Annotated in this window: 19 protein-coding genes; 10 read left to right on the forward strand and 9 right to left on the reverse strand. The window is 55.0% G+C overall.

The genetic code is table 11. From position 1 onward, the window contains the following. Positions 1 to 25: 25 nt before the first annotated feature. Positions 26 to 682 (forward strand): metal-dependent hydrolase, encoded by a 657-nt coding sequence (locus E5K02_RS15715; RefSeq protein ID WP_206025973.1) that lies wholly within the window; start codon positions 26 to 28, stop codon positions 680 to 682. On the opposite strand, the gene E5K02_RS15720 is transcribed toward E5K02_RS15715, so the two are convergent. Further along, positions 627 to 1,658, reverse strand: coding sequence for an AraC family transcriptional regulator (locus E5K02_RS15720; protein ID WP_135396172.1), 1,032 nt, complete (start codon positions 1,656 to 1,658; stop codon positions 627 to 629). The genes E5K02_RS15715 and E5K02_RS15720 overlap by 56 nt on opposite strands. A 76-nt stretch (positions 1,659 to 1,734) precedes the next feature. Between E5K02_RS15720 and hemH the strand changes: the two genes are divergently transcribed. Beyond that, positions 1,735 to 2,778, forward strand: a complete 1,044-nt coding sequence (hemH, locus tag E5K02_RS15725; RefSeq protein WP_135396173.1) for a ferrochelatase — start codon at positions 1,735 to 1,737, stop codon at positions 2,776 to 2,778. A 67-nt stretch (positions 2,779 to 2,845) separates the two neighbouring features. On the opposite strand, the gene E5K02_RS15730 is transcribed toward hemH, so the two are convergent. The 4 genes from E5K02_RS15730 to glmM all read right to left on the reverse strand — a co-directional run bounded on the left by E5K02_RS15730 (position 2,846) and on the right by glmM (position 7,006). Continuing rightward, a complete protein-coding gene (locus E5K02_RS15730; RefSeq protein WP_167856435.1) occupies positions 2,846 to 3,319 on the reverse strand; it encodes a PRC-barrel domain-containing protein in 474 nt (157 codons plus the stop codon). 99 nt (positions 3,320 to 3,418) lie between these two features. Next, complete coding sequence (locus E5K02_RS15735) at positions 3,419 to 4,087, reverse strand: hypothetical protein (protein WP_135396175.1); 669 nt, start codon at positions 4,085 to 4,087, stop codon at positions 3,419 to 3,421. Positions 4,088 to 4,311: 224 nt separating this feature from the next. After that, positions 4,312 to 5,454, reverse strand: a complete 1,143-nt coding sequence (locus tag E5K02_RS15740; RefSeq protein WP_135396679.1) for a cysteine desulfurase family protein — start codon at positions 5,452 to 5,454, stop codon at positions 4,312 to 4,314. A gap of 157 nt (positions 5,455 to 5,611) precedes the next feature. Continuing rightward, positions 5,612 to 7,006: a phosphoglucosamine mutase gene (gene glmM / locus E5K02_RS15745; RefSeq protein WP_135396176.1), complete on the reverse strand. Its 1,395-nt coding sequence runs from the start codon at positions 7,004 to 7,006 to the stop codon at positions 5,612 to 5,614. Positions 7,007 to 7,150: 144 nt separating this feature from the next. On the opposite strand from glmM, the gene mazG reads away from it, so the two are divergent. The 8 genes from mazG (at position 7,151) to E5K02_RS15785 (ending at position 15,328) form a co-directional block, all read left to right on the forward strand. Continuing rightward, a complete protein-coding gene (mazG, locus tag E5K02_RS15750) occupies positions 7,151 to 7,996 on the forward strand; it encodes a nucleoside triphosphate pyrophosphohydrolase (protein ID WP_135396177.1) in 846 nt (281 codons plus the stop codon). A 265-nt stretch (positions 7,997 to 8,261) separates the two neighbouring features. Beyond that, positions 8,262 to 9,134, forward strand: coding sequence for a MotA/TolQ/ExbB proton channel family protein (locus E5K02_RS15755; RefSeq protein WP_206025974.1), 873 nt, complete (start codon positions 8,262 to 8,264; stop codon positions 9,132 to 9,134). 68 nt (positions 9,135 to 9,202) lie between these two features. After that, positions 9,203 to 9,826 carry an ExbD/TolR family protein gene (locus E5K02_RS15760; protein ID WP_135396178.1) on the forward strand — a complete coding sequence of 208 codons (624 nt, stop codon included), beginning with the start codon at positions 9,203 to 9,205 and terminating at the stop codon, positions 9,824 to 9,826. Positions 9,827 to 9,839: 13 nt separating this feature from the next. Then, positions 9,840 to 10,361, forward strand: a complete 522-nt coding sequence (locus E5K02_RS15765; RefSeq protein WP_135396179.1) for an ExbD/TolR family protein — start codon at positions 9,840 to 9,842, stop codon at positions 10,359 to 10,361. Next, a complete protein-coding gene (locus E5K02_RS15770) occupies positions 10,358 to 11,185 on the forward strand; it encodes an energy transducer TonB (RefSeq protein WP_240737307.1) in 828 nt (275 codons plus the stop codon). The genes E5K02_RS15765 and E5K02_RS15770 overlap by 4 nt, the downstream gene beginning before the upstream one ends. A gap of 225 nt (positions 11,186 to 11,410) precedes the next feature. Then, positions 11,411 to 12,244: an energy transducer TonB gene (locus E5K02_RS15775; protein ID WP_135396180.1), complete on the forward strand. Its 834-nt coding sequence runs from the start codon at positions 11,411 to 11,413 to the stop codon at positions 12,242 to 12,244. 427 nt (positions 12,245 to 12,671) lie between these two features. Next, positions 12,672 to 13,676 carry a PstS family phosphate ABC transporter substrate-binding protein gene (locus E5K02_RS15780; RefSeq protein WP_240737310.1) on the forward strand — a complete coding sequence of 335 codons (1,005 nt, stop codon included), beginning with the start codon at positions 12,672 to 12,674 and terminating at the stop codon, positions 13,674 to 13,676. Between the two features lie 50 nt (positions 13,677 to 13,726). Continuing rightward, positions 13,727 to 15,328 (forward strand): tetratricopeptide repeat protein, encoded by a 1,602-nt coding sequence (locus E5K02_RS15785; RefSeq protein ID WP_135396181.1) that lies wholly within the window; start codon positions 13,727 to 13,729, stop codon positions 15,326 to 15,328. Between the two features lie 72 nt (positions 15,329 to 15,400). Here E5K02_RS15785 and E5K02_RS15790 read toward each other — a convergent pair whose 3' ends face one another. The 4 genes from E5K02_RS15790 to bamA form a co-directional block, all read right to left on the reverse strand. Then, on the reverse strand, positions 15,401 to 16,465 hold the full coding sequence (locus E5K02_RS15790; RefSeq protein WP_135396182.1) for an RluA family pseudouridine synthase: 1,065 nt from the start codon (positions 16,463 to 16,465) through the stop codon (positions 15,401 to 15,403). A gap of 84 nt (positions 16,466 to 16,549) precedes the next feature. Further along, a complete protein-coding gene (locus E5K02_RS15795) occupies positions 16,550 to 17,173 on the reverse strand; it encodes an OmpH family outer membrane protein (protein ID WP_240737312.1) in 624 nt (207 codons plus the stop codon). A gap of 50 nt (positions 17,174 to 17,223) precedes the next feature. Then, positions 17,224 to 17,910: an OmpH family outer membrane protein gene (locus E5K02_RS15800; protein WP_135396183.1), complete on the reverse strand. Its 687-nt coding sequence runs from the start codon at positions 17,908 to 17,910 to the stop codon at positions 17,224 to 17,226. 42 nt (positions 17,911 to 17,952) lie between these two features. Next, a complete protein-coding gene (bamA, locus tag E5K02_RS15805; protein ID WP_135396184.1) occupies positions 17,953 to 20,463 on the reverse strand; it encodes an outer membrane protein assembly factor BamA in 2,511 nt (836 codons plus the stop codon). Between the last annotated feature and the right edge of the window lie 8 nt (positions 20,464 to 20,471).

A 20,471-nucleotide genomic window follows, 5' to 3' on the forward strand; every position in this document is an offset into this window, starting at 1 on the left:
TGGGCTGGCTTTCGGAGCCAAAACCTTGAAACCACAACTTTCCCTGGGAATCCTGTTTATGGCCGTGCAACTGGCCGACTTGCTCTGGCCCACGCTGCTGCTGCTGGGCGCTGAGCAGGTAGAACTGCGACCCAGCGCCGGCCAAGCCGTAACGTTTTCCCACTACCCGATTTCCCACAGCTTGGTTATGAGCGTGGTATGGAGCGTGGTGCTGGGCCTGGGCTACTGGGTGCTGCGGCGCGACAAACCGGCGGCCCTGCTGCTGGGCTTCGCCGTGCTAAGCCACTGGCTACTCGACGCAGTGGTACACGGTCCCGATCTGCCGCTGTACCCCGGCCACTCGCCAGTTGTTGGGCTCGGGTTGTGGAACCACTTGCTGCTAAGCCAAGTGGTGGAGGTGCCGATTTTTGTGGCGGGGCTCTACCTGTATCTGCGACAAACCAAAGCTCTAAACAAAACCGGCCGGTACGCCCTGTGGTCCTTGGTGGCTTTTCTGGTGGTAGTACACTTCAGCAATTTCTTCAGCCCAGTGCCCGGCAGCGTTGCTGAACTGGGCTGGGTGGGGCAGCTACTGTGGCTGCCGGTACTATGGGCCCGCTGGGCCGACCGGAACCGCACCGCCCACACTACCGGACCGGCTCCTTCCGAAACGCGCCGGGTGTCTGCCCCGTCCATTTTTTAAAGGACCGAACAAAGGCGCTGGGCTCGGAATAGCCCAGCAGAAAGGCAATATCGGTGGTGCTGAGCTGAGCGTCACGCAAGTGGCTTTGGGCTAAGTCGTGGCGTACGGCATCGAGCAGCTGCTGGTAGGTGTGCCCGGTTTCCTTGAGCTTTAGTTGCAGCGTACGCACGCCCATCGTCAGCCGGTCGGCCACGGTGGCCAGCGTGGGCGCGGCGCCTTTCAGCAGTTCCACGATTTCGCGCTTGACCCGCTCGGGTAGGCTAGGCGTATGCAAGCGGGCCAGCAAGGCGGCGGCATGCTGCTCAAAAAGCGGAAACAGCACCGGATTGGCATTGATGACCGGCAAGTGGAGCAGAGTCATGTCGAAACCAATACTGCTTATGGGCGTGCCGAATACCAGCCGGGCTGGAGCAAATACTCGCTCGTGCTCCTGGGTATCGGCTGGCTCGGAGTAAGCCAGGTGAACTTCGCGTGGGGCAAGGGGCCGACCAGTTAGGGTTCGAAAGGCACTGAGGTAGGTAGAAAACTCGGAGTTGATGACATGCTCGGGGTAGATGATGGCGGGGCTGGTTAGCTCTGAATCCAGCCAGCAGAGTTCGGCTTCCGGGCGTAAGGTGAGGCGCACCCCGGCGCAGGCCACGTCCTGGTAGCGGACTAACTGCTCCAGGGCGGCCCCCAGCGTGGGGCAGTGCAGCAGCACGTAAGCCAGAATGCCCAAAGCCGCCAGATTTATCTTTTCTCCCAGGTGCAGGGCCAGGTGCGGGTCGTGGGTAGCCAGCACGGCTTCGTGCCACAGCTGCTGAATCGTGCTGATGGGCACACGGGCGTCGGGGTCGGTGAGCAGGGCCGGGGAAAGAGTTAACCGTCGGCCCAGTTCGGCCTGGTCGGCGCCGGCGTGGGTGGCCGCCCACAGCACTACGTTCAGCAGGGCAACGGAAGCCGAGTCGGGGGACGGGGGAAAGGCGACTTTTGTCATCTGGGAAAAATACTGGCTCCGTCCCAAACCCGGAAGGCCCTACCTTTGTCTATGGACGGACGACCGTTCTTTCTCTATGCCAACTCCCGCCTCTCCGCAACGCCGTATCGGCGTTTTACTTGTTAATCTGGGTACGCCCGACTCGCCCCAAACCGGTGATGTACGCCGCTACCTAAACGAATTTCTCACCGATGGCCGGGTTATCGACATGCCGGCGGCCATTCGTTATCCGCTCTTCCAAGGCTTGGTAGTGCCGTTGCGGGCTCCCAAGTCGGCCAAGATCTACCAGCAGCTCTGGACCGAGCGGGGCTCCCCCCTACTCTACCACGGCCTCGATTTACAGAAGCTGGTGCAGGAAAAACTGGGCAAAGACTACGTCGTAGCCTTCGGGATGCGCTACCAGAACCCCAGCATCGAAAAAGCTCTGGAAGAGCTGCGCGAAGCTGCCGTCGACCGGATTATCGTACTACCACTCTTTCCGCAATATGCCGCCGCCAGTACTGGCTCGGTGCAGGAAAAGGTAATGGAACTTGTGAGCAAGTGGTGGGTAGTACCCAGCATTTCCTTTATCAGCACCTTCACCGACGACCCCGGCTTTATCGGCACCTTTGTCACGCTCGGGAAAGAGGAAATGGCCAAGCGCGACTACGACCATGTGGTATTTAGCTACCACGGTATTCCGGAGCGGCACGTGCTCAAGGGCAGCCACAACAACTATTGCAAGCTGGGCAGCTGCTGCAATAGCTACAATAAGAATAACCGCTACTGCTACCGGGCCCAGTGCTACGAAACGTCCCGCCAGCTGGCCAAAGGCTTGGGCTTGGCTCCCGAGCAGTACACTACCTCGTTCCAGAGCCGCCTGCAAAGCCGCCTGCGCGACCCGTGGCTGCAGCCCTACACCGACGAGGTGTTGAAAGAAATGCCGGCCAAAGGCATCAAAAACGTACTGGCCTTCAGCCCCGCCTTCGTGGCCGACTGCCTGGAAACGACCATTGAAGTAGGCGAAGAATTCAAGGAAATGTTTGAGGAAGCCGGTGGGGCCCACTGGCAGCTGGTGCCCTCTCTGAACTCCCACCCGCAGTGGGTGGAAGGCGTGGTCAACATGATTCAGCGCAACTAGTAAGGAAGCAGCCCCCTGCTGAAACCAACAACAAGGCCCTGGAGCAATTCAGGGCCTTGTTGTTGGTTTAGTTAACCCGCTTACGAAACGTGTCATTCGGCGCGGAGCGGCGGTTTTGGTAGAAGCGCTGCTCGTTGTAGGGGTCGTTATCGTAAAAGCTGCTGCGAGCCTCTGGCAAAGGCAACTTCAGGCTCCGCAGCATGGCCTCTTCGTATTCGCGCGTAATCTGAATTTCCTCGTAGGGCGGATAATCCAATACCGATTCCTTATTCAAAGAAGGCACAAAGACGTTGTCGCCTTCCTCATCCAGCGCGGCCACGCCTACCGGAATCAGAATATGCCGCTCGTGCCGATTCACATTCAGGGACGAATCCAGCTCGACGTCGAGGTAGCGAACTTTCAGGGCTTCTTCCTCCACAATCAGTTCGGACACGTCGCCAAACTTGTGGCCGTCGCCCCCACGCACGGCCCAGCCGCGCACATCCGGACTATCATCAGCTACTTCAAAGTCGGTTAGGTCGCGGAGGCGGCGCAAGTGCATGCCTTCAGCAGAAGGTATTGGGGAAGGCGTCGGTTCCATAAAGAGAAAGACAGTATAGCCGGTGGAAACGTTGGAAGATGGCGGCGTGGTTCAGCTTTCTTACGAAGCGGGCTCGTTTAGCGTCCGCACAATGTCGGCGGCTTTGGTAAAGAAAGTCTCCAGAGCCGGCTGGTCGGCGGGCGTGGTCCGCCCCGAAAGCTGCCGGGCCTGCTCACTAAGCTCCGCCACGGGTTTTTCCAGCTCGGGGTAGGCCTTTTGCTGCATGGCCTGCATCAGGCCGGCCACTGCTACAAAACCTGGCCGCAGGCTGGCATTGGGCTCCGAAGTACGGCTAATGGCGCTGGTCAGGTCGTTGCGCCGCTCACTGACGGTAGCATCGCGCAGGTCGGCGCGGTCGGCCAGGTCACTAAGCGTCGCACTAAGCATCTGCAGGCCCCGGCGGCCGTAGTCGGGGCTATCCGTTTCGTTGGCGGCAAAGCTGGCTAGCTCCTCAGGCGTTGCCGGGGCCTCTTCGGCGGCCATGTCGGCTACGGCCGCGGCCTTACCGTTGCCATCGGCGGGCGGTGGCGTAGCCCGGGCCATGGCGTCGGCATCGGCGTCGGCCATCGGTACCGCGCTGGTAGCCGGCGCGGCACTAGTTTCTGGAGTTTCTGCGGCGGTGGAGCGGAACAGTAAATAGCCAACCACTGCCAACACGACTACTACCAGTAGAACCAGCAGCCAGGGACTAGGAGAGGATTTTTTACGCTGAATGTTGATATCGGCCATACACGTCAGGAGCTATTTTGCCAGTGAGTACGCAAGGAAAGCAAAATAGATAGGTCTAGTCTATATAGTCCTCTTGATCACCAATCTTCTCCTTTGGTACCGCCAGCTAACGTATAGCTAAAACAGGTGTCCCTCAGCGTAAGAATTCCCGACCGGACGGCAGCACATGCGGCTAGCGCCCGGTCGGGAATTTCAGGGGTTACGCCTTGCGCTTACGGCCAAGACTAAGCGGGCACTCTGCGGTACATTTTGGCTAATTGCTCCACGGCGTAGTCAACTTCTTCGGTCGTGTTGTACTTGCTCATTGAGAAGCGAATAGCACCACGCTGCGGGTCACAGCCCAGGGCCGTCAACACGTGGGACCCGGCGTCGGCACCGCTGCTACACGCCGAGCCGCCCGACACGGATACCCGGCTGATGTCCAGATTAAACAACAGCATCTCGCTGATTGCCGACGGCGGCAAGCTCACGCTCAGCACCGTGTACAGACTTTGGTCTGCCTCAGCCGACAACCCGTTGAACTGCACATCCTCAATTTCGGCCGTCAACCGGCGGATAAACCGGTCTTTGAGCCCCTGAATGTGTTGGCGGTGGGTGTCCATTTCCCGGTAGGCAATTTCCAGAGCTTTGGCCAGGCCGACAATACCGTACACATTCTCGGTGCCAGCCCGCACATTACGTTCCTGAGCGCCGCCGTGAATCAGCGGGCTTACCTGCACCTCCGGCCGGCGGTATAAGAAGCCTACGCCTTTGGGACCGTGAAACTTGTGGGCCGAACCTACCAAGAAATGGTTTTTGAGCTGCTGCACGTCGTGCCGGTAATGGCCCATCGTCTGCACCGTATCGGTGTGGAAGATGGCCTTGTGCGCCTGGCAGACGTCGCCAATGGTTGCAATATCGTTCAGGTTACCGATTTCGTTGTTGGCGTGCATCAGGCTCACGAAGGAGCGGCCATTGGTCTTCAGCAACTCGTCGAGGTGCTCCAAATCAAGGCGGCCTCGCTCGTCGTGCTGCACGTAGCTCAGGCTAATGTCGCCGGTTTTCTCCAGGGCCTGCAGCGTATGCAGCACCGCGTGGTGTTCCAGCTTGGAAGTAACGGCGTGGCGCAGGCCTAGCGTCCGGATGGAGCCAAAGGCGGCGTAGTTGTCGCCTTCCGTGCCGCCCGAGGTAAATGATATTTCGGCCGGAGCAGCGTTAATCAGGTGGGCAATAGTCTTGCGGGCATTCTCGATGGCTGCCCGCACTTTGCGGCCGTGGCCGTGAATGCTGCTGGGGTTGCCAAAATGCTCGCGCATAAACGGCAGCATAGCGTCCAGTACTTCCGGATCGAGGGGCGTAGTCGCCGCATTGTCGAAGTACACGGCCATGGGTGTGGCCGTGGAGGATGCGTGCGAATCGGGGTGGTGAGGCATACGCGCAACTATAATAGAGAGAGGTGGATGGCTAGTGAGAGTATAGCCGCACAAAAATAAAGGATTCCAGCTTGGAAGCCGGAATCCTTCACTTATTGAGTAGAAAAGCCGCTTAGCTCTTTACCGAGATAATCTCCTTAATGTCAGCAATAATCTTATTGGCCAAGTGGTCGGCGGTGGCGTTGGAGTCCGATTCAGCGTAAATCCGGATGATGGGCTCCGTGTTCGACTTGCGCAGGTGCACCCACTCTTTGTCGAACTCGATTTTCACTCCATCGATGGTATTTACCGGCTGCTTGGCGTAGCGCTGCTCCATTTGCACCAGCACCTGGTCCGTGTCGATTTCGGGCGTGAGCTCAATCTTATTTTTCGAGATAAAGTAGCCTGGGTACGAAGCCCGCAGCCGCGTCATAGTCAGGTTCGACTTGGCCAGGTGGCTCAGGAAAAGCGCAATACCCACCAAGGAGTCGCGGCCGTAGTGCAGCTCCGGATAAATGATGCCCCCATTGCCTTCCCCGCCAATAATGGCATTGGTTTCCTTCATCTTCGTTACCACGTTCACCTCGCCCACGGCAGCGGCAGCGTAGTGGCCGCCGTGCTTTTCGGTCACGTCGCGCAGAGCGCGGGTACTGCTCAGGTTACTTACGGTGTTGCCCCCGCCGTTCTGCTGCAGTACGTAGTCGGCCACGGCTACCAGGGTGTATTCCTCCCCGAACATGGAACCGTCCTCATTCACCAAGGCCAGGCGGTCTACATCGGGGTCGACTACGATACCCAGGTCGAAAGAGCCTTTCTCCAGTACCCGGGCAATATCGCGCAGGTTTTCGGGCAGGGGCTCGGGGTTGTGGGCGAAGTCGCCGGTGGGTTCACAAAACAGCTTCTCCACCGTTTCGACGCCCAGCGCTTCCAGCAGCATCGGCACTACAATGCCCCCCGTGGAGTTGACACAGTCGATAACGACGCGAAACTTCTTGGCCTTGATAGCCTCCACATCCACTAGGGGCAAAGCCAAGATGGCTTTAATATGCTTTTTGAAGAAGGTGGTATCGGTGCTGTACTGGCCCAGCTTGTTTACGGGCGCAAAGTTGAAGGCTTCATTATCACCCAAGGCCAGTACCTGCTGCCCATCCGCATCGGAAATAAACTCGCCCTTGTCATTAAGCAGCTTCAGTGCGTTCCACTGCTTGGGGTTGTGCGAAGCCGTGAGGATAATGCCGCCGCCCGCCTTTTTGGCTGGCACTGCAATTTCCACGGTAGGCGTGGTGCTCAGACCCAGGTCAATAACGTTGATGCCCAGCCCGCGCAGGGTGCCTTCCACCAGTTTGCTCACCATCTCACCGGAGATGCGTGCGTCGCGCCCGATGACAATCGTATTGTTTTGGGTTGTTTCCAGTACCCACGTGCCAAAAGCCGCTGCGTACTTCACTACGTCAATGGGAGTTAGGCCTTCGCCTGCGGCGCCGCCGATGGTGCCCCGGATGCCGGAAATTGATTTGATCAGTGCCACGAGCAATGTTTGTTTTGAGGTGCAAAAGTAGAGAAATGACCCTGCTTTTCTACGAAAGTATTTCCGATTCCTGCGTACAGCGTGTGCGTCGCCGCCAGTACATACGTATAGCCAGCCCGGGTTGGGCACCGTATATTTGACCGAATGGAAACACAACACCCTCTCCCTAACCGCCGCACCGAGCAGCTCGCCGCCTTTGGGCGCCTGCTGGACGTGCTGGACCGCCTGCGGGCCGAATGTCCCTGGGACCGGAAACAAACCATGCAGAGTTTACGTCATCTTACGATCGAAGAAACGTACGAACTCTCCGATGCCATTTTGCGGGATGACCTTGCAGATGTCAAGAAAGAGCTTGGCGACGTGATGCTGCACCTCACGTTCTACGCCAAAATAGCCTCGGAAACGGGCCATTTTGATATTGCCGATGTGCTCGATGCCCAGTGTGAAAAACTCATTTTTCGTCATCCTCACATCTATGGCGACACCACCGTCAACAACGAAGAGGACGTTAAGCGCAACTGGGAACAGCTAAAACTGAAGGAAAAAGGCAACTCCTCGGTGCTTGGCGGCGTTCCTACCTCACTACCGGCCTTGGTGAAGGCCATGCGCATTCAGGAAAAAGCCCGGGGTGCCGGCTTCGACTGGGAAAAGCCGGAGCAGGTTTGGGAGAAGGTTCAGGAAGAGTTAGGAGAATTCGGGGTTGAGTACGCACACACTGACCCCGAGCAACGAAATCCGGAGCGGGCCGCCGCCGAATTTGGCGACCTACTTTTTTCGTTGGTCAATTTTGCCCGGTTTGCCGGTATCAACCCGGAGGAAGCCTTGGAACGCACTAATCGAAAGTTCATTCAGCGCTTCCAATACCTGGAAACGGAGTCAGCCCGGGAGGGGCACCGTTTAGCCGATTTGACCTTGACTCAAATGGATACTTACTGGGAGCGAGCGAAAAAACTCAACTTAAATCAGCAACAAAACGAAGAGCAGAAATAGCCTTTTTTCAAGGCCCTACCCGTTTTAAAGCGTTTAAACGCATTTTCCATTTGGCAGCACGTCGGTTTTTATTTAGGTTTGCCAAGGATACCCCGATTTCCTAACGGCCCCGCGCACGAGCAGACCCACACTTTCCGTTCTCAGAACGAACCTAGTGTGCGGGTGAGCGGGGCGCTGCTGTCTTCAGGGTATTCCAGTTTAATTTCTTCACTTTTTCACCTTCAAGTTCAACCTTTCACCACCAACCCACTAATTCTCCGGAACAATGGAACAAAAGAATGCCATGAATAAAAACGTGCGGCCCGCCGCTCCCGCTGCTCCCAAGGGTGAAGCGAAAGGCGGTTCCGCGTTTGCCGCCATCGTGATTCCACTGGCGTTGATCGTATCGATTATCATCTACAAATTCGTTTTTGGTAGCCCCGCCAACTTCCAGGGCGGTAATCCTGAGAATAACCCCCTGCCCGGTAACTACCTCGGCATCATTTACAAGGGTGGTGTCATCGTACCCATCCTGCTGACCTTGTTCCTGTTGGTAATTACCTTCTCGATCGAGCGTTTCCTGACCATCAGCAAAGCGAAAGGCAGCAAGAGCATTGAAGCTTTCGTACGCAACGTGCGCCAGAAGCTGAACGTAAACGACATCACCGGCGCCATTGCTGCTTGCGACCAGCAGAAAGGCTCGGTAGCTAGCGTAGTGAAGGCCGGCCTGGGCAAGTACCAGGAGATGGCCCGTGAGCGTAGCCTCGACAAGGACTCCAAAATTGCTGCTATCCAGAAGGAAATCGAGGAATCGACGGCTCTGGAACTGCCCATGCTGGAAAAGAACCTCGTTATCCTGTCGACTATTGCTTCGGTAGCTACCCTGATTGGTCTGCTCGGTACGGTATTCGGTATGATCAACGCCTTCTCGGCTCTTGCTAACGCCGGTGCTCCTGACGCCGTAGGTCTGGCCAACGGTATTTCGGAAGCTCTGATCAACACGGCTCTGGGTATCTTGACCTCGGCCCTGGCCATCATCGCCTACAACTTCTTCACCAGCAAGATTGACGAGCTGACCTACAGCATCGACGAAGCTGGTTTCAGCATTATCCAGACGTTTGCTTCGCAGCACGGCGAAAAAGAAACTTATACTGCTTAGTCTGCGGTTTACGCACTAAAGCAGCGTTTCTAAACGTTTCTGAATAAAGCTCTTTAACCACGCTCGCAATGCCAAAAGTAAAACCTCATAGAACGTCCCCTTCGTTGGATATGACTCCGATGGTGGACTTGGCATTCCTGCTGGTGACCTTCTTCATGCTCACCACCAAGTTTGCTCCCGAGGAAGCTGTGGTGGTGGATACGCCCTCATCTACTTCCGAAATTCGCCTGCCGGAAAGCCATGTTATCACCATTTCGGTGGACAAGGACAAGCGGGTGTTCTTCGGGATGGATGATGCCAAACCCAAGCTGGACCTGTTGACCCGGGTAGGTGCTAAGTACGGAGTAAGCTTCACGGCTGCTCAGGCGAAGACCTTCTCCAACTTGTCAAGCTTTGGCGTACCGGTACAACAGCTCCCCGACTTCCTGAGCCGCGACAACGAGCAGCGCAAAGCCATCAAGCAGCCCGGCATCCCTGCCGACTCCTTGAACAACCAGTTTATCGACTGGGTGGTAGAAGCGCAGGCCGCCAGCCGCAAGGAGTTCGGTAAGCCCGCTTACATTGCTATTAAAGGCGACGGTAACGCGGACGTACCAACCGTGAAGAAAGTCATCCAACTGCTGCAGGATAAGAACATCAACCGTTTCAACCTGATTACTGACTTGGAATCCAAGCCGGTAGCCGGGAAATAACCGACGCAGAGAAATGGCAGAAATACAACAACAAGCCGACTCCGGTAAAGGAGGGAAGAAGCGGGCCAAGAAAATGTCGACCAAAATCGACATGACACCGATGGTGGACTTGGCCTTTTTGCTCCTAACCTTCTTCATGCTGACCACAACCTTCAGCAAGCCGACCGTGATGCAGCTAAACATGCCGGTCAAGCCGAAGGACCCTAAGGAGCAATCTGAGATTAAAGCCTCGAATGCTTTCACGGTACTGCTGGGCGAGAACAACAAGATCTTTTACTACGACGGTTTGCTGGCCGACAACGTGAAGCCTGAGCTGGTAGCATCGAGCTACGGCGCCGATGGCATTCGTAAAACGCTGTTGCAGCGTCGTCAGGCCAACCCCGAAGTAGTTGTGCTGATCAAGCCCGTTGACAAGTCCAATTACAAGAACATGGTTGACATCCTCGACGAGATGAACATTACCGACCAGAAGAAGTACGCGCTGGTTGACATCTCGAAGGCTGATGAGGACCTGATTAAAACTTCAGGGCTATGATGGATAACACGCAATTGAGCCAAGCGTCTTTCAACGACATCGTCTTTGAAGGCCGCAACAAGGCTTACGGAGCTTATGTGCTCCGGCGGTTGTACAACAAGCACGTTACCCGCGCTCTTCTCATCGCCGTTGCCCTTCTGGCTCTTTTGGTAAGCTTCCCGCTCATCGCGCGGATGTTTGCCAAGGACGAGGTGGTCAAGGATGATAAGATGCTCAAGGTGAACGAGCTGATGGAGGCACCGCCACTGGACGACACCAAGCCGCCACCACCACCGCCGCCACCCGAGGCGCCACCACCCCCGCCACCGAAGCTCTCCACGATTAAGTTTACTCCTCCCGTTGTTAAAAAGGACGAAGAGGTAGTAAAAGAGGAGAAGATTCCGGATCAGGAAGAACTGGAGGACAAGGTCATTGCTACCGAAACCGTAAAAGGTAACACCGACAACCCCGCTGACCTTACCGGTCTGGGCGACGAAGGCAACAAGGTAGTAGAAGAGGTAGTAGAGAATAAGGTCTACACGTATGTAGAACAGATGCCTACTCCTCCCGGCGGTATGGAAGGATTGCTCTCTTACCTGGGCAAAACCATTAAGTACCCCGCCCTGGCCCTGCGCAACCAGGTAGAAGGCAAGGTATTCATCAGCTTCGTGGTAGGCCCAACGGGCGGTATCACGGATGTGAAAGTTACCAAAGGCATCGGTGCCGGCTGCGACGAAGAAGCAGTTCGCGTTATCAAGGCCATGCCCGCCTGGACGCCTGGTAAGCAGAACGGCCGTCCGGTAAGTGTTTCGTACACGGTTCCGGTAACCTTCGCTATCAAGTAGTACACTGTCTTTTCAGCTTCGGCCGAAGGACTCTAAAAGCCCGAATCGAGCAACTGCTCGGTTCGGGCTTTTTCGTGTAAAAAGAATTCGGCTAGCCGCATACTTTTCGATAGGGATACCTCGTTTTAGCATTGAAAGCCAGGAAGATGAAGAAGGCCCAGTGAGACAAATGGCTTGGGTAATGCGTGCCAGTGAATACCGTTTCACCTTTAGCCCATATGTCCCATGAACACCACCAACCTGCACACCGCCTCCTTCGACGAAATTGTCTTTGAAGGCCGCAACAAAGCGTATGGCGCCTTCGTCCTGCGCCAGCTCTACAACCGCCACCTGGCCCGTGCCTTGGCTATCACCGTGGCCCTGTGCCTGCTGCTGGTCAGCATCCCGATGGTTGTTCAGCGCCTGTGGCCCTCGGTAACTTTACCATCTTTGAATACTACGCACGATGATGATGCGGTTGTGTTGACAGAGATAGTGCTGCCCAAACAGAAAATTGAAACTCCCACGGCTACAGTAGCGCCCCCGGCTCCCGTGGTGGTCACTCCCCGCAATGATATTCCTACCAAAGTGGTGAAGGATGACGAAGTGACTAAGCCGGTTCCGACCACCGAGGTGACCCAAGTCAATGACAATGTGCTGACGGAGACCCAGCCAGGTAGCACCGTGGGAGGTTCGGTTACAGGAGTTATCGGTGGCGCTAAGACGGGTAATGACTCTGGGGCTGTAACGCCAGCAGCACCGGCTAAACCCTTTGAATACGCCGAGGTAATGCCAGAATTTGCTGGTGGGCAAAAAGCACTGCAACAGTACATGCAGCGGAATCTGCGTTTTCCGCGGCAGGCCCTGGCTAATGCCGTATCGGGTAAGGTATTTGTCTCTTTCACAGTGCAGGCCGATGGCAGCATCTCCGATGTTCAGGTCGTGAAAGGCTTAGGCTATGGCACTGATGAAGAGGCAGCCCGTGTAGTTGGTAAAATGCCCGCCTGGACGCCCGGCCGCCAGAACAGCCGACCAGTAGCCGTACGCTACACCCTGCCCATTACGTTCCAGTATGAGTAACGCTTCATGCTCCGAAGAGAAAGGCGTGAAAGCCTCATCTTTAGGCTCTTAGTCAATTTATCATTCTATATATAGCCAAAAATCAGCCGGTATACGTTATACCGGCTGATTTTTGGCTTTTTTTGCGGGGGCCACTACGTGCTTTTGTGGGATGCAAGTGCCTGAATCGAACGGGAAAGGCCTGTTTTTATGTTCTAGGCACAGAACTCTCTTTTTGAATCATCTATGCTGAACAATTCAACTACTGACGAGCGCCTGAATCAGAAGTCGCCTCAGCGGCTCGTACAGTACTTTACCCTGGCTATGGCCACTATCTATACCTGTTTGGGTATTATGATGTGGCTGCCCCAGGCAAATATATTTGCGTTGCCCACCACCACGCGCCGAATTTTAGGCGCGGTCTTCATCATTTACGGAATTCTTAGATTTGCTCGCACCTATCGCCAGCACTTCCAACGAAACAAAACCCATGACGCGCGTTAATATCAAAGCAATAGGCTCGGCATTTGCTCTAGGTGGTTTATTGCTGGCTGGCTGCAACCAGTATAACGGCCCGGTTGAAAACTTCACGGACACCCCCACCAGCGGCGCCATCAGCATCAGCGTTGACGAAACGTTCGAGCCTATCCTGAAGTCACAGATCGACACATTTCAGAAGCTCTACCCGTCGGCCCGTATAACCGCGACCTACAAGCCGGAGGAAGAGGTCATGCAGGATCTGTTGGCCAACAAGATTCGAGTAGCCGTAGTATCCCGGCAGCTGAACGCTACCGAGCAAGCTGAGTTTGATCGCCTGAAAATTGTACCCCGCACTGCCCGGCTTGCAACCGATGGGCTAGCCATTGTAGTGCATCCGAGCAACCCCGATTCCTTGCTTACGGTAAGTAAGCTGCGCGACATCTTTACTGGCAAAACGCAGGAATGGGCGCAGGTAAGCGGAAAACAGGGATTGGGGAGCATCAACGTAGTTTTTGACACCAACCATTCCAGTACGACGCGTTACGTACAGGATTCCCTAACGCGAGGCAGCGCCCTGACTAAGCGCGTTTTCGCAGCTAAATCGAACCCTGCTTTATTGGATTACGTTGCTACTCATCCTAATGCTATCGGCATCATCGGAGTAAACTGGATTAGTGACCGAGACGATGCGGAGGTGCAGGGATTTTTGAAAAAAGTACGGATCGTGGGCATCAGTGCTCAACCCAACCCGCAAAGCTCCGATGATTACTTGCAGCCTTATCAAGCTTATCTTGCCCTGAAAACCTACCCGTTGCGCCGTGAGGTGTATTTAATTAGCCGGGAGGCCCGGGCTGGGCTTGGCACCGGTTTTGCATCTTTTGCTGCAGGTAACAAAGGCCAGCTCATTGTACTTAAGTCTGGCTTAGTACCTGCCACGGGCCAGATGCGTATCATTGATACGAATAAGCGCTAGCCCAACGTTTGTCTTTCCATTAAAAACGCTTTCCACCAAACCTTTCGCTCATGAACTTCAAGCCCTGGAAGCTCTCGCTCCTCGCTGCCTTGTCTGTTTCCGGCTCTGCCGCCTTTGCACAAACGACTCCTCAGAAATCGATTGAACTCGAACGTTACAATGAAGCCCGCGCGGCTCTGCTGCGTCAGGGGGCATCGAATGAAACGTCTTTCGAACTGGGCCGTCTGTACCAGATGCGTGAGATGCCTGACTCGGCCGCGTACTACTTCAACCGTATTTCGCTGAACTCGAAAGATGCTACGACCATGGTAGCAGCTGGCCGCGCGGCCCTGGCTCAGGGAAAGACTGCCGAAGCCGAAATTCAGTTTGACAATGCCGTGAAGGCCACCAAAGGCAAAGATGCCAAGGTGCTCACCATGATTGCGCAAGCATACGCCGAGTCGAACGTGAAAGACGTATCGAAGGCGTTGTCCTACGTCGAAATGGCTCACAAAGCCAATAAGCTGAAAGATGACCCAGCGCTGATGATTGCCCGAGGCGACATTTATCTGAAGCAGGAAAACGGCGGCGGCGAGGCAATGAACAGCTACGACCGTGCAGTTATGGCTGATGCCAACAACGTCCTGGCTTACTACCGTAAAGGTCAGCTGAACGTACGTTCACGTAACTACAACGAGGCCCGCACTGCTTTCGAAAAGGCCATTAGCCTTGACGCCAACTATGCCCCGGCCTACAATGCGCTGGCTGAAACTTATTTCTATGCCGGCAAATACGACCAGGCACTTTCTAACTTCCAGAAGTACACCAGCCTGGCCGAAAAGTCGTCTGACACGGATGCGAAGTATGCTTCCTTTCTCTTCCTGACCAAGAAGTATCCCGAAGCCCTGACCGAAGTGCAGAAAGTGTTGGCTCGTGACCCGAACAACATTACCATGAACCGTCTGCAGGCTTACTCCTTGTATGAGGTGGGCAAGAACGACGAAGCCATTGCCGCCATGGACAAGTATATGAAGCTGACTCCTCCCGAAAAAGTAATTAAGGAGGACAACGTGTATTATGCCAAAATGCTGGCTAAAGGTGGTAAGGGTGAGCAAGGCGTTGCCATGCTGCAAAAAGCTATTGCTGCCGACCCTACCAACGCGGATTTGCAAAATGACCTGGCGCAGGCCTACATAGGAGCCAAGAACTACCCAATGGCCATTGCCACTTACAAGGCTAAAATGAAAGGCCAAGGTGCCCTGACCGACCAAGTTCTGCTGGCTCGTGCTTACAGCATGAACAAGCAGTATGCACAGGCCGACAGTCTGTATGGCTTAGTATTGACAGCCCGTCCAACGTACGCGCCTGGCTACCTGATGCGCGCTCAGGCCAACTACGGCCTGGATCCAGACTCCAAGCAGGGTTTAGCCAAGCCTTACTATGAGAAATATGTAGAAGTAACCAAGGCTGATCCTTCGAAGTACAAGGAAGGCCTGGTAGAAGCTAACAGCTACCTGGGTTACTATTACTATCAGAAAGGCGACAAGACGGCTGCTCTCCCCTACTACCAGCAAGTACTGGCTCTGGACCCCAACAACCAGAATGCCAAGTCGGTGGTTGACAGCATGACTCGTCCGAAGACCGCTACGAAAGCCCCGGCCAAAAAGAAGTAGCGCTCCTTCATATTTAGCAACAAAAAAGCCTGTCTCGATTGAGACAGGCTTTTTTGTTGGTAGCCGCTGCTGTTAGCTTTCCTGGGTAGCGTATTGCTCCCACTTTGCCAGGACTGCTTCAAAATCGGCGGGCAGCTCGGCTTCGAACTGCAGGGTATCGTGAGTGACGGGATGCACAAAGCCTAGAGACTTGGCGTGCAACGCTTGCCGGGGCATCACTTCAAACGCATTTTCGACAAACGACTTATAAGCCCCGGTGCGCTGCCCGTAGAGCACCTTGTCGCCGCCATACGTAGCATCGGAGAACAACGGATGACCAATGTGCTTCATGTGGGCCCGAATCTGGTGAGTGCGGCCCGTTTCGAGGTTGCATTGCAGCAGAGCCACGTGCCGAAACGTTTTGAGCACTTTATAGTGCGTTACAGCGTGCTTTCCCTGGTCACCCTCGGGATACACGGCCTGCACCTTCCGATCCTTCACACTGCGCCCGATATGACCCCGTATTGTGCCTTCCGCTTCTTTCGGGATACCCCAGACCAACGCCAGGTAGGTACGCTCGATGGTGTGATGGAAAAACTGCTGGGACAAATGCGTCATAGCCCACTCGGTTTTGCCAATAACCAATAACCCGGAGGTGTCTTTATCAATGCGGTGTACCAGCCCGGGGCGGATTTCGCCATTGCGCCCGGTAGGCAGATTACTGAGATGATAAGCCAGCCCGTTTACCAGCGTGCCATTCCAATTGCCAAAAGCGGGGTGCACCACCAGCCCGGCGGGCTTGTTCACGATGAGCAAGGACTCGTCCTCGTACCGGATGTCGAGGTCCATGGGCTCGGGTACCACCTTCACGTCGCGCGGCGGCTCGGGCAACGTAATGGTAATTACGTCGAAAGGCTTGATACGATAATTCGACTTGACAACCTTGTCGTTTACCTGTACTGCCTCGGCTCGAATGGCGTCCTGGATTTTCGTTCGGGAAGCATTCGACAGCCGGTTCATCAGAAACTTATCGAGGCGCAGCAACTCCTGCCCTCGGTCGACCCGGATGCGGTGGTGTTCATACAGTTCGTCACCTTCCGCATTGTCATCCTCGGGCAGGTCTGGGTCAGGCAACTGGGAATCAGATACAGTGGTCATCGGTCAAACAAAAGAAAATCGAGGGCAAATAAGAAAGCCGGAGCATAATGCTCCGGCTTTCTGGGTATAGAAAACAAGCAGGACTTAGCCTTTCTTGGTTTTCGTCTTAGTCTTGGCAGGGGTAGTAGCCGGAGCGGGAGTGGCAGCCGGAGTAGTAGCTGCTGGAGCCGCTTTCGGAGCACCAGGAGTTACACCCATTTTCTTCAGCACGAGGTCCGAAATGTCGCCTTCTTTAGGGCCGTGCAGCAGCACGGGGCTGGCGCCGTCCGAGTTCAGGACGTAAGTGTAGCCATTCTCATCAGCTACCTGGTCAATGGTCTTCTGGAGCTTGTCCAGAGCGGGCTTCAGCAGGCTCTGCTGCTTCTGCTGCAGGCTCTGGTCGGCGCTACGCTGAAACTCCTGGATAGAAGTCTGCAGGTTGGTCAACTCCTTCTCCTTGTCAGCCCGTACCACATCGGTCATGGTCGATGCACCCTTTTGATAGGCTTCGGCCTTGGTCTGGTAGTCGGCATACTTGCTTTTCAGCTGGGCCTCGAGCTGGGAGCTGTACGCTTTCAGGTCCGACTCAATCTGCCGGCTCTCCGGCATCTGGCTTAGCACGTACTCAACGCTGGTATAACCGATTTTCAGGGGGGCTTGCGCCAGTGCCGAGGTGGCCGTGCTGAAAGTAAGAACGGCAACAGCCAAGGCAAGACGGATTTTGTTCATGATGTTCATTAAGGGGGAAACTTTCAAAAAGTTGGGTTACAAGGGCAAAGTTAATTTTTTCGACCAGCCGGACGCGTATTTGTTGGCCGGGCTGGCTGGCGGGTTTTGCTGGCCGGTGCAGCATCGGTATCCGTAGCGGCATCGGTGTCGCCGGCGGGCGTGTTAGGCGTCGTCACGGTACGAACGGCCCCTTTCTGCCCGGGCTGGTTCCGGTCTTCAGAAGCTAAACCCAATTCTTCCAAGACAAATTCCGTGTAGTCGTGAGTTGGGTTGGTGTACAGCATGGTCAAGTCGCCCGATTTGTCGAAGACAATGGCCAGCTGCTTTTTCTTGGCCACTTTCTCAATGGCTTCGAATACCTGATCCTGTACCGGCTTGGTTAGTTCCTGCCGCTTTTTGAACAATTGCCCTTCGTAGCCGAAGATTTTGTTCTGGTAGGCTTTTACATCCTGCTCCTTCTTCAGAATCTCATCCTGCCGCTTTTTTTTCATCGGCTCGGTCAGGAGCACTTCTTCGGCCTGATAGTTCCGGTAGAGCTTATCGAGGTCCTTTTTCTGGCTCTCAATTTCTTTCTGCCACGTGCCCGATAACGTGTTCAGTTCCTGCTGGGCCTGGGCAAAAGCAGGCATCTTGCCCATAATGAATTCGGAATCGACGTAGCCAAACTTCTGGGCCAGGGCGGCCGGAGCCGTCAGAACTAGCAAAGCACCCAGTAGCAAAGAATGCAGCTTTTTCATAGGTAAGTAGCTAAAGTAGCTGGCCAGGCAGTTGCCGAACGATTAGCGAATCTGCTGACCAATGATGAAGTGGAAGTGGCCTTTGTCTTGAATAGCCTGGGTAGTGCTGTACCGCGGTACCGAATCGAAGCCGTAGCCGTAATCGAAGCCAAGCAAACCGAATGCCGACATAAATACCCGGGCGCCCACCCCTACCGAACGGTAGAGTTTATAAGGGTTGTAGTCGCGGTAGGTTTCAAAGGCATTGCCTGCTTCAGCGAAGCTCAGGATGTACACCGTAGCCGCCGGGTTCAGCGAAACCGGATAACGCATTTCCAGTACATATTTATTGTAGGCTACGCCCCCGCTGGAATTCGGATTTTGTACCGAGTTAGCACTGTTGGGGTCATCGTAACCGCGTAGGCCCACGTATTCGGTACCCACCAGGAAGTTGGAAGAACCGCCGTAGCCCAGGCCCGAACCGCCCAGCTTGAACCGCTCGAAAGGTCCGATAGCGCGGCTTGAGTTGTAGGTGCCAATAAAACCGAAGTGAGCACGCGTATTCAGCACCAGTTTGCCCACGATGGGTGTAAACCACGAGGCGTCGAACATCCACTTATGGAATTCAACCCATTCGTTTACGTTAGGGTGGGCCCCCTTAAAGATGGAGTACGGCGGCGTCAGGTTTACACTCAACGACAGCGACGAGCCACGACGGGTAAAAGTCGGGTTGTCAATGCTATTGCGCGCCAGAGTCGTGTTGAAGGTAATGTTGTTCGCATTACCATTGTTGAAGCCCTGGAAGTAAGGATAGTTCTTCAGCTTGTACTGGCTAATCGACAGCGAATTGCTCAGCGTGAAGTAGTCGTCGGGGACGCGCAGGCGGCGGCCCAAACCCACCGAAGCGCTGTTTACCTTAATCGATTGGTCGGAGTTGGCGTCGAGGCTGGTGCCTACGCGCTGAATGCTCTTGTTCAAGCTCACCGACAACGAGTTTGGCTTGCGCCCACCCAACCAAGGCTCTGTGAAGGAGAAGGAGTATGCTTGGTACTGCAAGCCGTTGGCCTGCACGTTCAGCGCCAGACGCTGACCATCACCGGCGGGAACGGGCGTCCAGTTGCGTAGGCTGCCGGCCTTGCGCAACGAGAAGTTGTTGAATACCAGCCCGACGGTACCGATAAAGCCGGCATAGCCACCCCAGCCCCCCGACAGCGTAATCTGGTCGGAAGGTTTCTCGACTACCGTGTAGTTGATATCAACTGTGCCTTCCGCGGGGTTGGGCACTGGGTTCAACCCGATTTTTTCCGGGTCGAAATAACCCAACGTCGCAATTTGCCGCTGGGAACGGATCAGCAATTCCCGGTTGAACTTGTCGCCGGGCAGGGTCTGCAGTTCACGCCGCAGTACATGGTCGCTGGTTTTGGTATTGCCCGCAATATTTATCTCCTTGATCCGAGCCTGCACGCCTTCGCTGATGCGCATCTCAATGTCGATGGAGTCGCCCTCTACTTTGGTTTCAACGGGCTCGATGCTGAAGAACAGGTAGCCGTCATTCATGTAGAGCGAGGTGATATCCTGCCCCGTTGGGTTGTAGTTCAGGCGCTTGTCAAGCGTTTCCTTGCTATAAGTACTACCTTCTTTGATGGCCAGCACCGAAGCCAGCATTTTATCATCGTAGAGGTAATTGCCGCTCCAGGTGATGTTGCGGAAGAAATACTTAGGACCTTCGTCTACTTTGATCCGCAGCGCCAAGCCCTCGTCATTCCGAATTAGGGTGTCCGATACGATAGTAGCGTCCCGGTAGCCCTGGGAGTTGTAGAATTCCAGCAGCTTCTGCTTGTCCTCTTCATACTCAGTCTTCTGGAACTTGCCCGAGGTCAAGAATTTGTAGGCCTTACGCTCCTTGGTCTTCTTCAACTTGCCCTTCAGCTTTTTGTCGCTGAAAGCCTCGTTTCCTTCAAAGGCAATATCCCGAATTCGGATTTTGTCGCCTTTGTCTACATTAATATTCAAGACCACGCTGTTTGACAAGCTCGAATCCGGCTTCTGCACAATCGTGACCTTGGTATCCAGGAAACCTTTGTTGGTATAGAATTTCCGAACCTGCGCTTTGGTGTTGTTCAGCAGCGCGTCGGTGACCACCTTACCACGGATCAGCTTGATCTTGTTCTTCAGATCATCTGCCTGCCCTTTGCTAATACCATTAAATTCGAACTGGGACAGCCGGGGGCGCTCCTTCAGGTTGAAATCAAGGTAAATTTTGGAGCCTTCGGTGCGGCTGATGGACACGCTGACGTCACCAAGAATACCTTGGTCCCAAAGGCGACGGATGGCTTTACCGATTTCTTCGCCAGGAACAGAGATAGGGTCCCCTATTTTCAGACCTGTTAGTCCAATAAGCGTATTAGTATCCAGATAGGAAGCGCCGCTGACGGTGATGCCGCCCAGCTCGTAGCGCTTGGGCTCATCCGCGTTAGCCACCGGAGCCTGGGCCCACGCCTGAGGGGCAGAGGCTGCTCCGGCCAGGGCCAGCGCTGTTAGCAGCAGGTAAAATTTATTCTGAAAAGAAATCATTCGAAAAA

This window comes from Hymenobacter metallicola (genome assembly GCF_004745645.1).
In the GTDB taxonomy this organism is placed as follows: Bacteria; Bacteroidota; Bacteroidia; order Cytophagales; family Hymenobacteraceae; genus Hymenobacter; species Hymenobacter metallicola.

Excerpts from the sequence above, each read along its gene's own strand:
- E5K02_RS15720 (WP_135396172.1), bottom strand. The coding sequence starts at position 1,658 with ATGACAAAAGTCGCCTTTCCCCCGTCCCCCGACTCGGCTTCCGTTGCC.
- hemH (WP_135396173.1), top strand. The coding sequence starts at position 1,735 with ATGCCAACTCCCGCCTCTCCGCAACGCCGTATCGGCGTTTTACTTGTT.
- E5K02_RS15730 (WP_167856435.1), bottom strand. The coding sequence starts at position 3,319 with ATGCACTTGCGCCGCCTCCGCGACCTAACCGACTTTGAAGTAGCTGAT.
- E5K02_RS15735 (WP_135396175.1), bottom strand. The coding sequence starts at position 4,087 with ATGGCCGATATCAACATTCAGCGTAAAAAATCCTCTCCTAGTCCCTGG.
- E5K02_RS15740 (WP_135396679.1), bottom strand. The coding sequence starts at position 5,454 with ATGGCCGTGTACTTCGACAATGCGGCGACTACGCCCCTCGATCCGGAA.
- mazG (WP_135396177.1), top strand. The coding sequence starts at position 7,151 with ATGGAAACACAACACCCTCTCCCTAACCGCCGCACCGAGCAGCTCGCC.
- E5K02_RS15755 (WP_206025974.1), top strand. The coding sequence starts at position 8,262 with ATGGAACAAAAGAATGCCATGAATAAAAACGTGCGGCCCGCCGCTCCC.
- E5K02_RS15760 (WP_135396178.1), top strand. The coding sequence starts at position 9,203 with ATGCCAAAAGTAAAACCTCATAGAACGTCCCCTTCGTTGGATATGACT.
- E5K02_RS15765 (WP_135396179.1), top strand. The coding sequence starts at position 9,840 with ATGGCAGAAATACAACAACAAGCCGACTCCGGTAAAGGAGGGAAGAAG.
- E5K02_RS15770 (WP_240737307.1), top strand. The coding sequence starts at position 10,358 with ATGATGGATAACACGCAATTGAGCCAAGCGTCTTTCAACGACATCGTC.
- E5K02_RS15775 (WP_135396180.1), top strand. The coding sequence starts at position 11,411 with ATGAACACCACCAACCTGCACACCGCCTCCTTCGACGAAATTGTCTTT.
- E5K02_RS15785 (WP_135396181.1), top strand. The coding sequence starts at position 13,727 with ATGAACTTCAAGCCCTGGAAGCTCTCGCTCCTCGCTGCCTTGTCTGTT.
- E5K02_RS15790 (WP_135396182.1), bottom strand. The coding sequence starts at position 16,465 with ATGACCACTGTATCTGATTCCCAGTTGCCTGACCCAGACCTGCCCGAG.
- E5K02_RS15795 (WP_240737312.1), bottom strand. The coding sequence starts at position 17,173 with ATGAACAAAATCCGTCTTGCCTTGGCTGTTGCCGTTCTTACTTTCAGC.
- E5K02_RS15800 (WP_135396183.1), bottom strand. The coding sequence starts at position 17,910 with ATGAAAAAGCTGCATTCTTTGCTACTGGGTGCTTTGCTAGTTCTGACG.
- bamA (WP_135396184.1), bottom strand. The coding sequence starts at position 20,463 with ATGATTTCTTTTCAGAATAAATTTTACCTGCTGCTAACAGCGCTGGCC.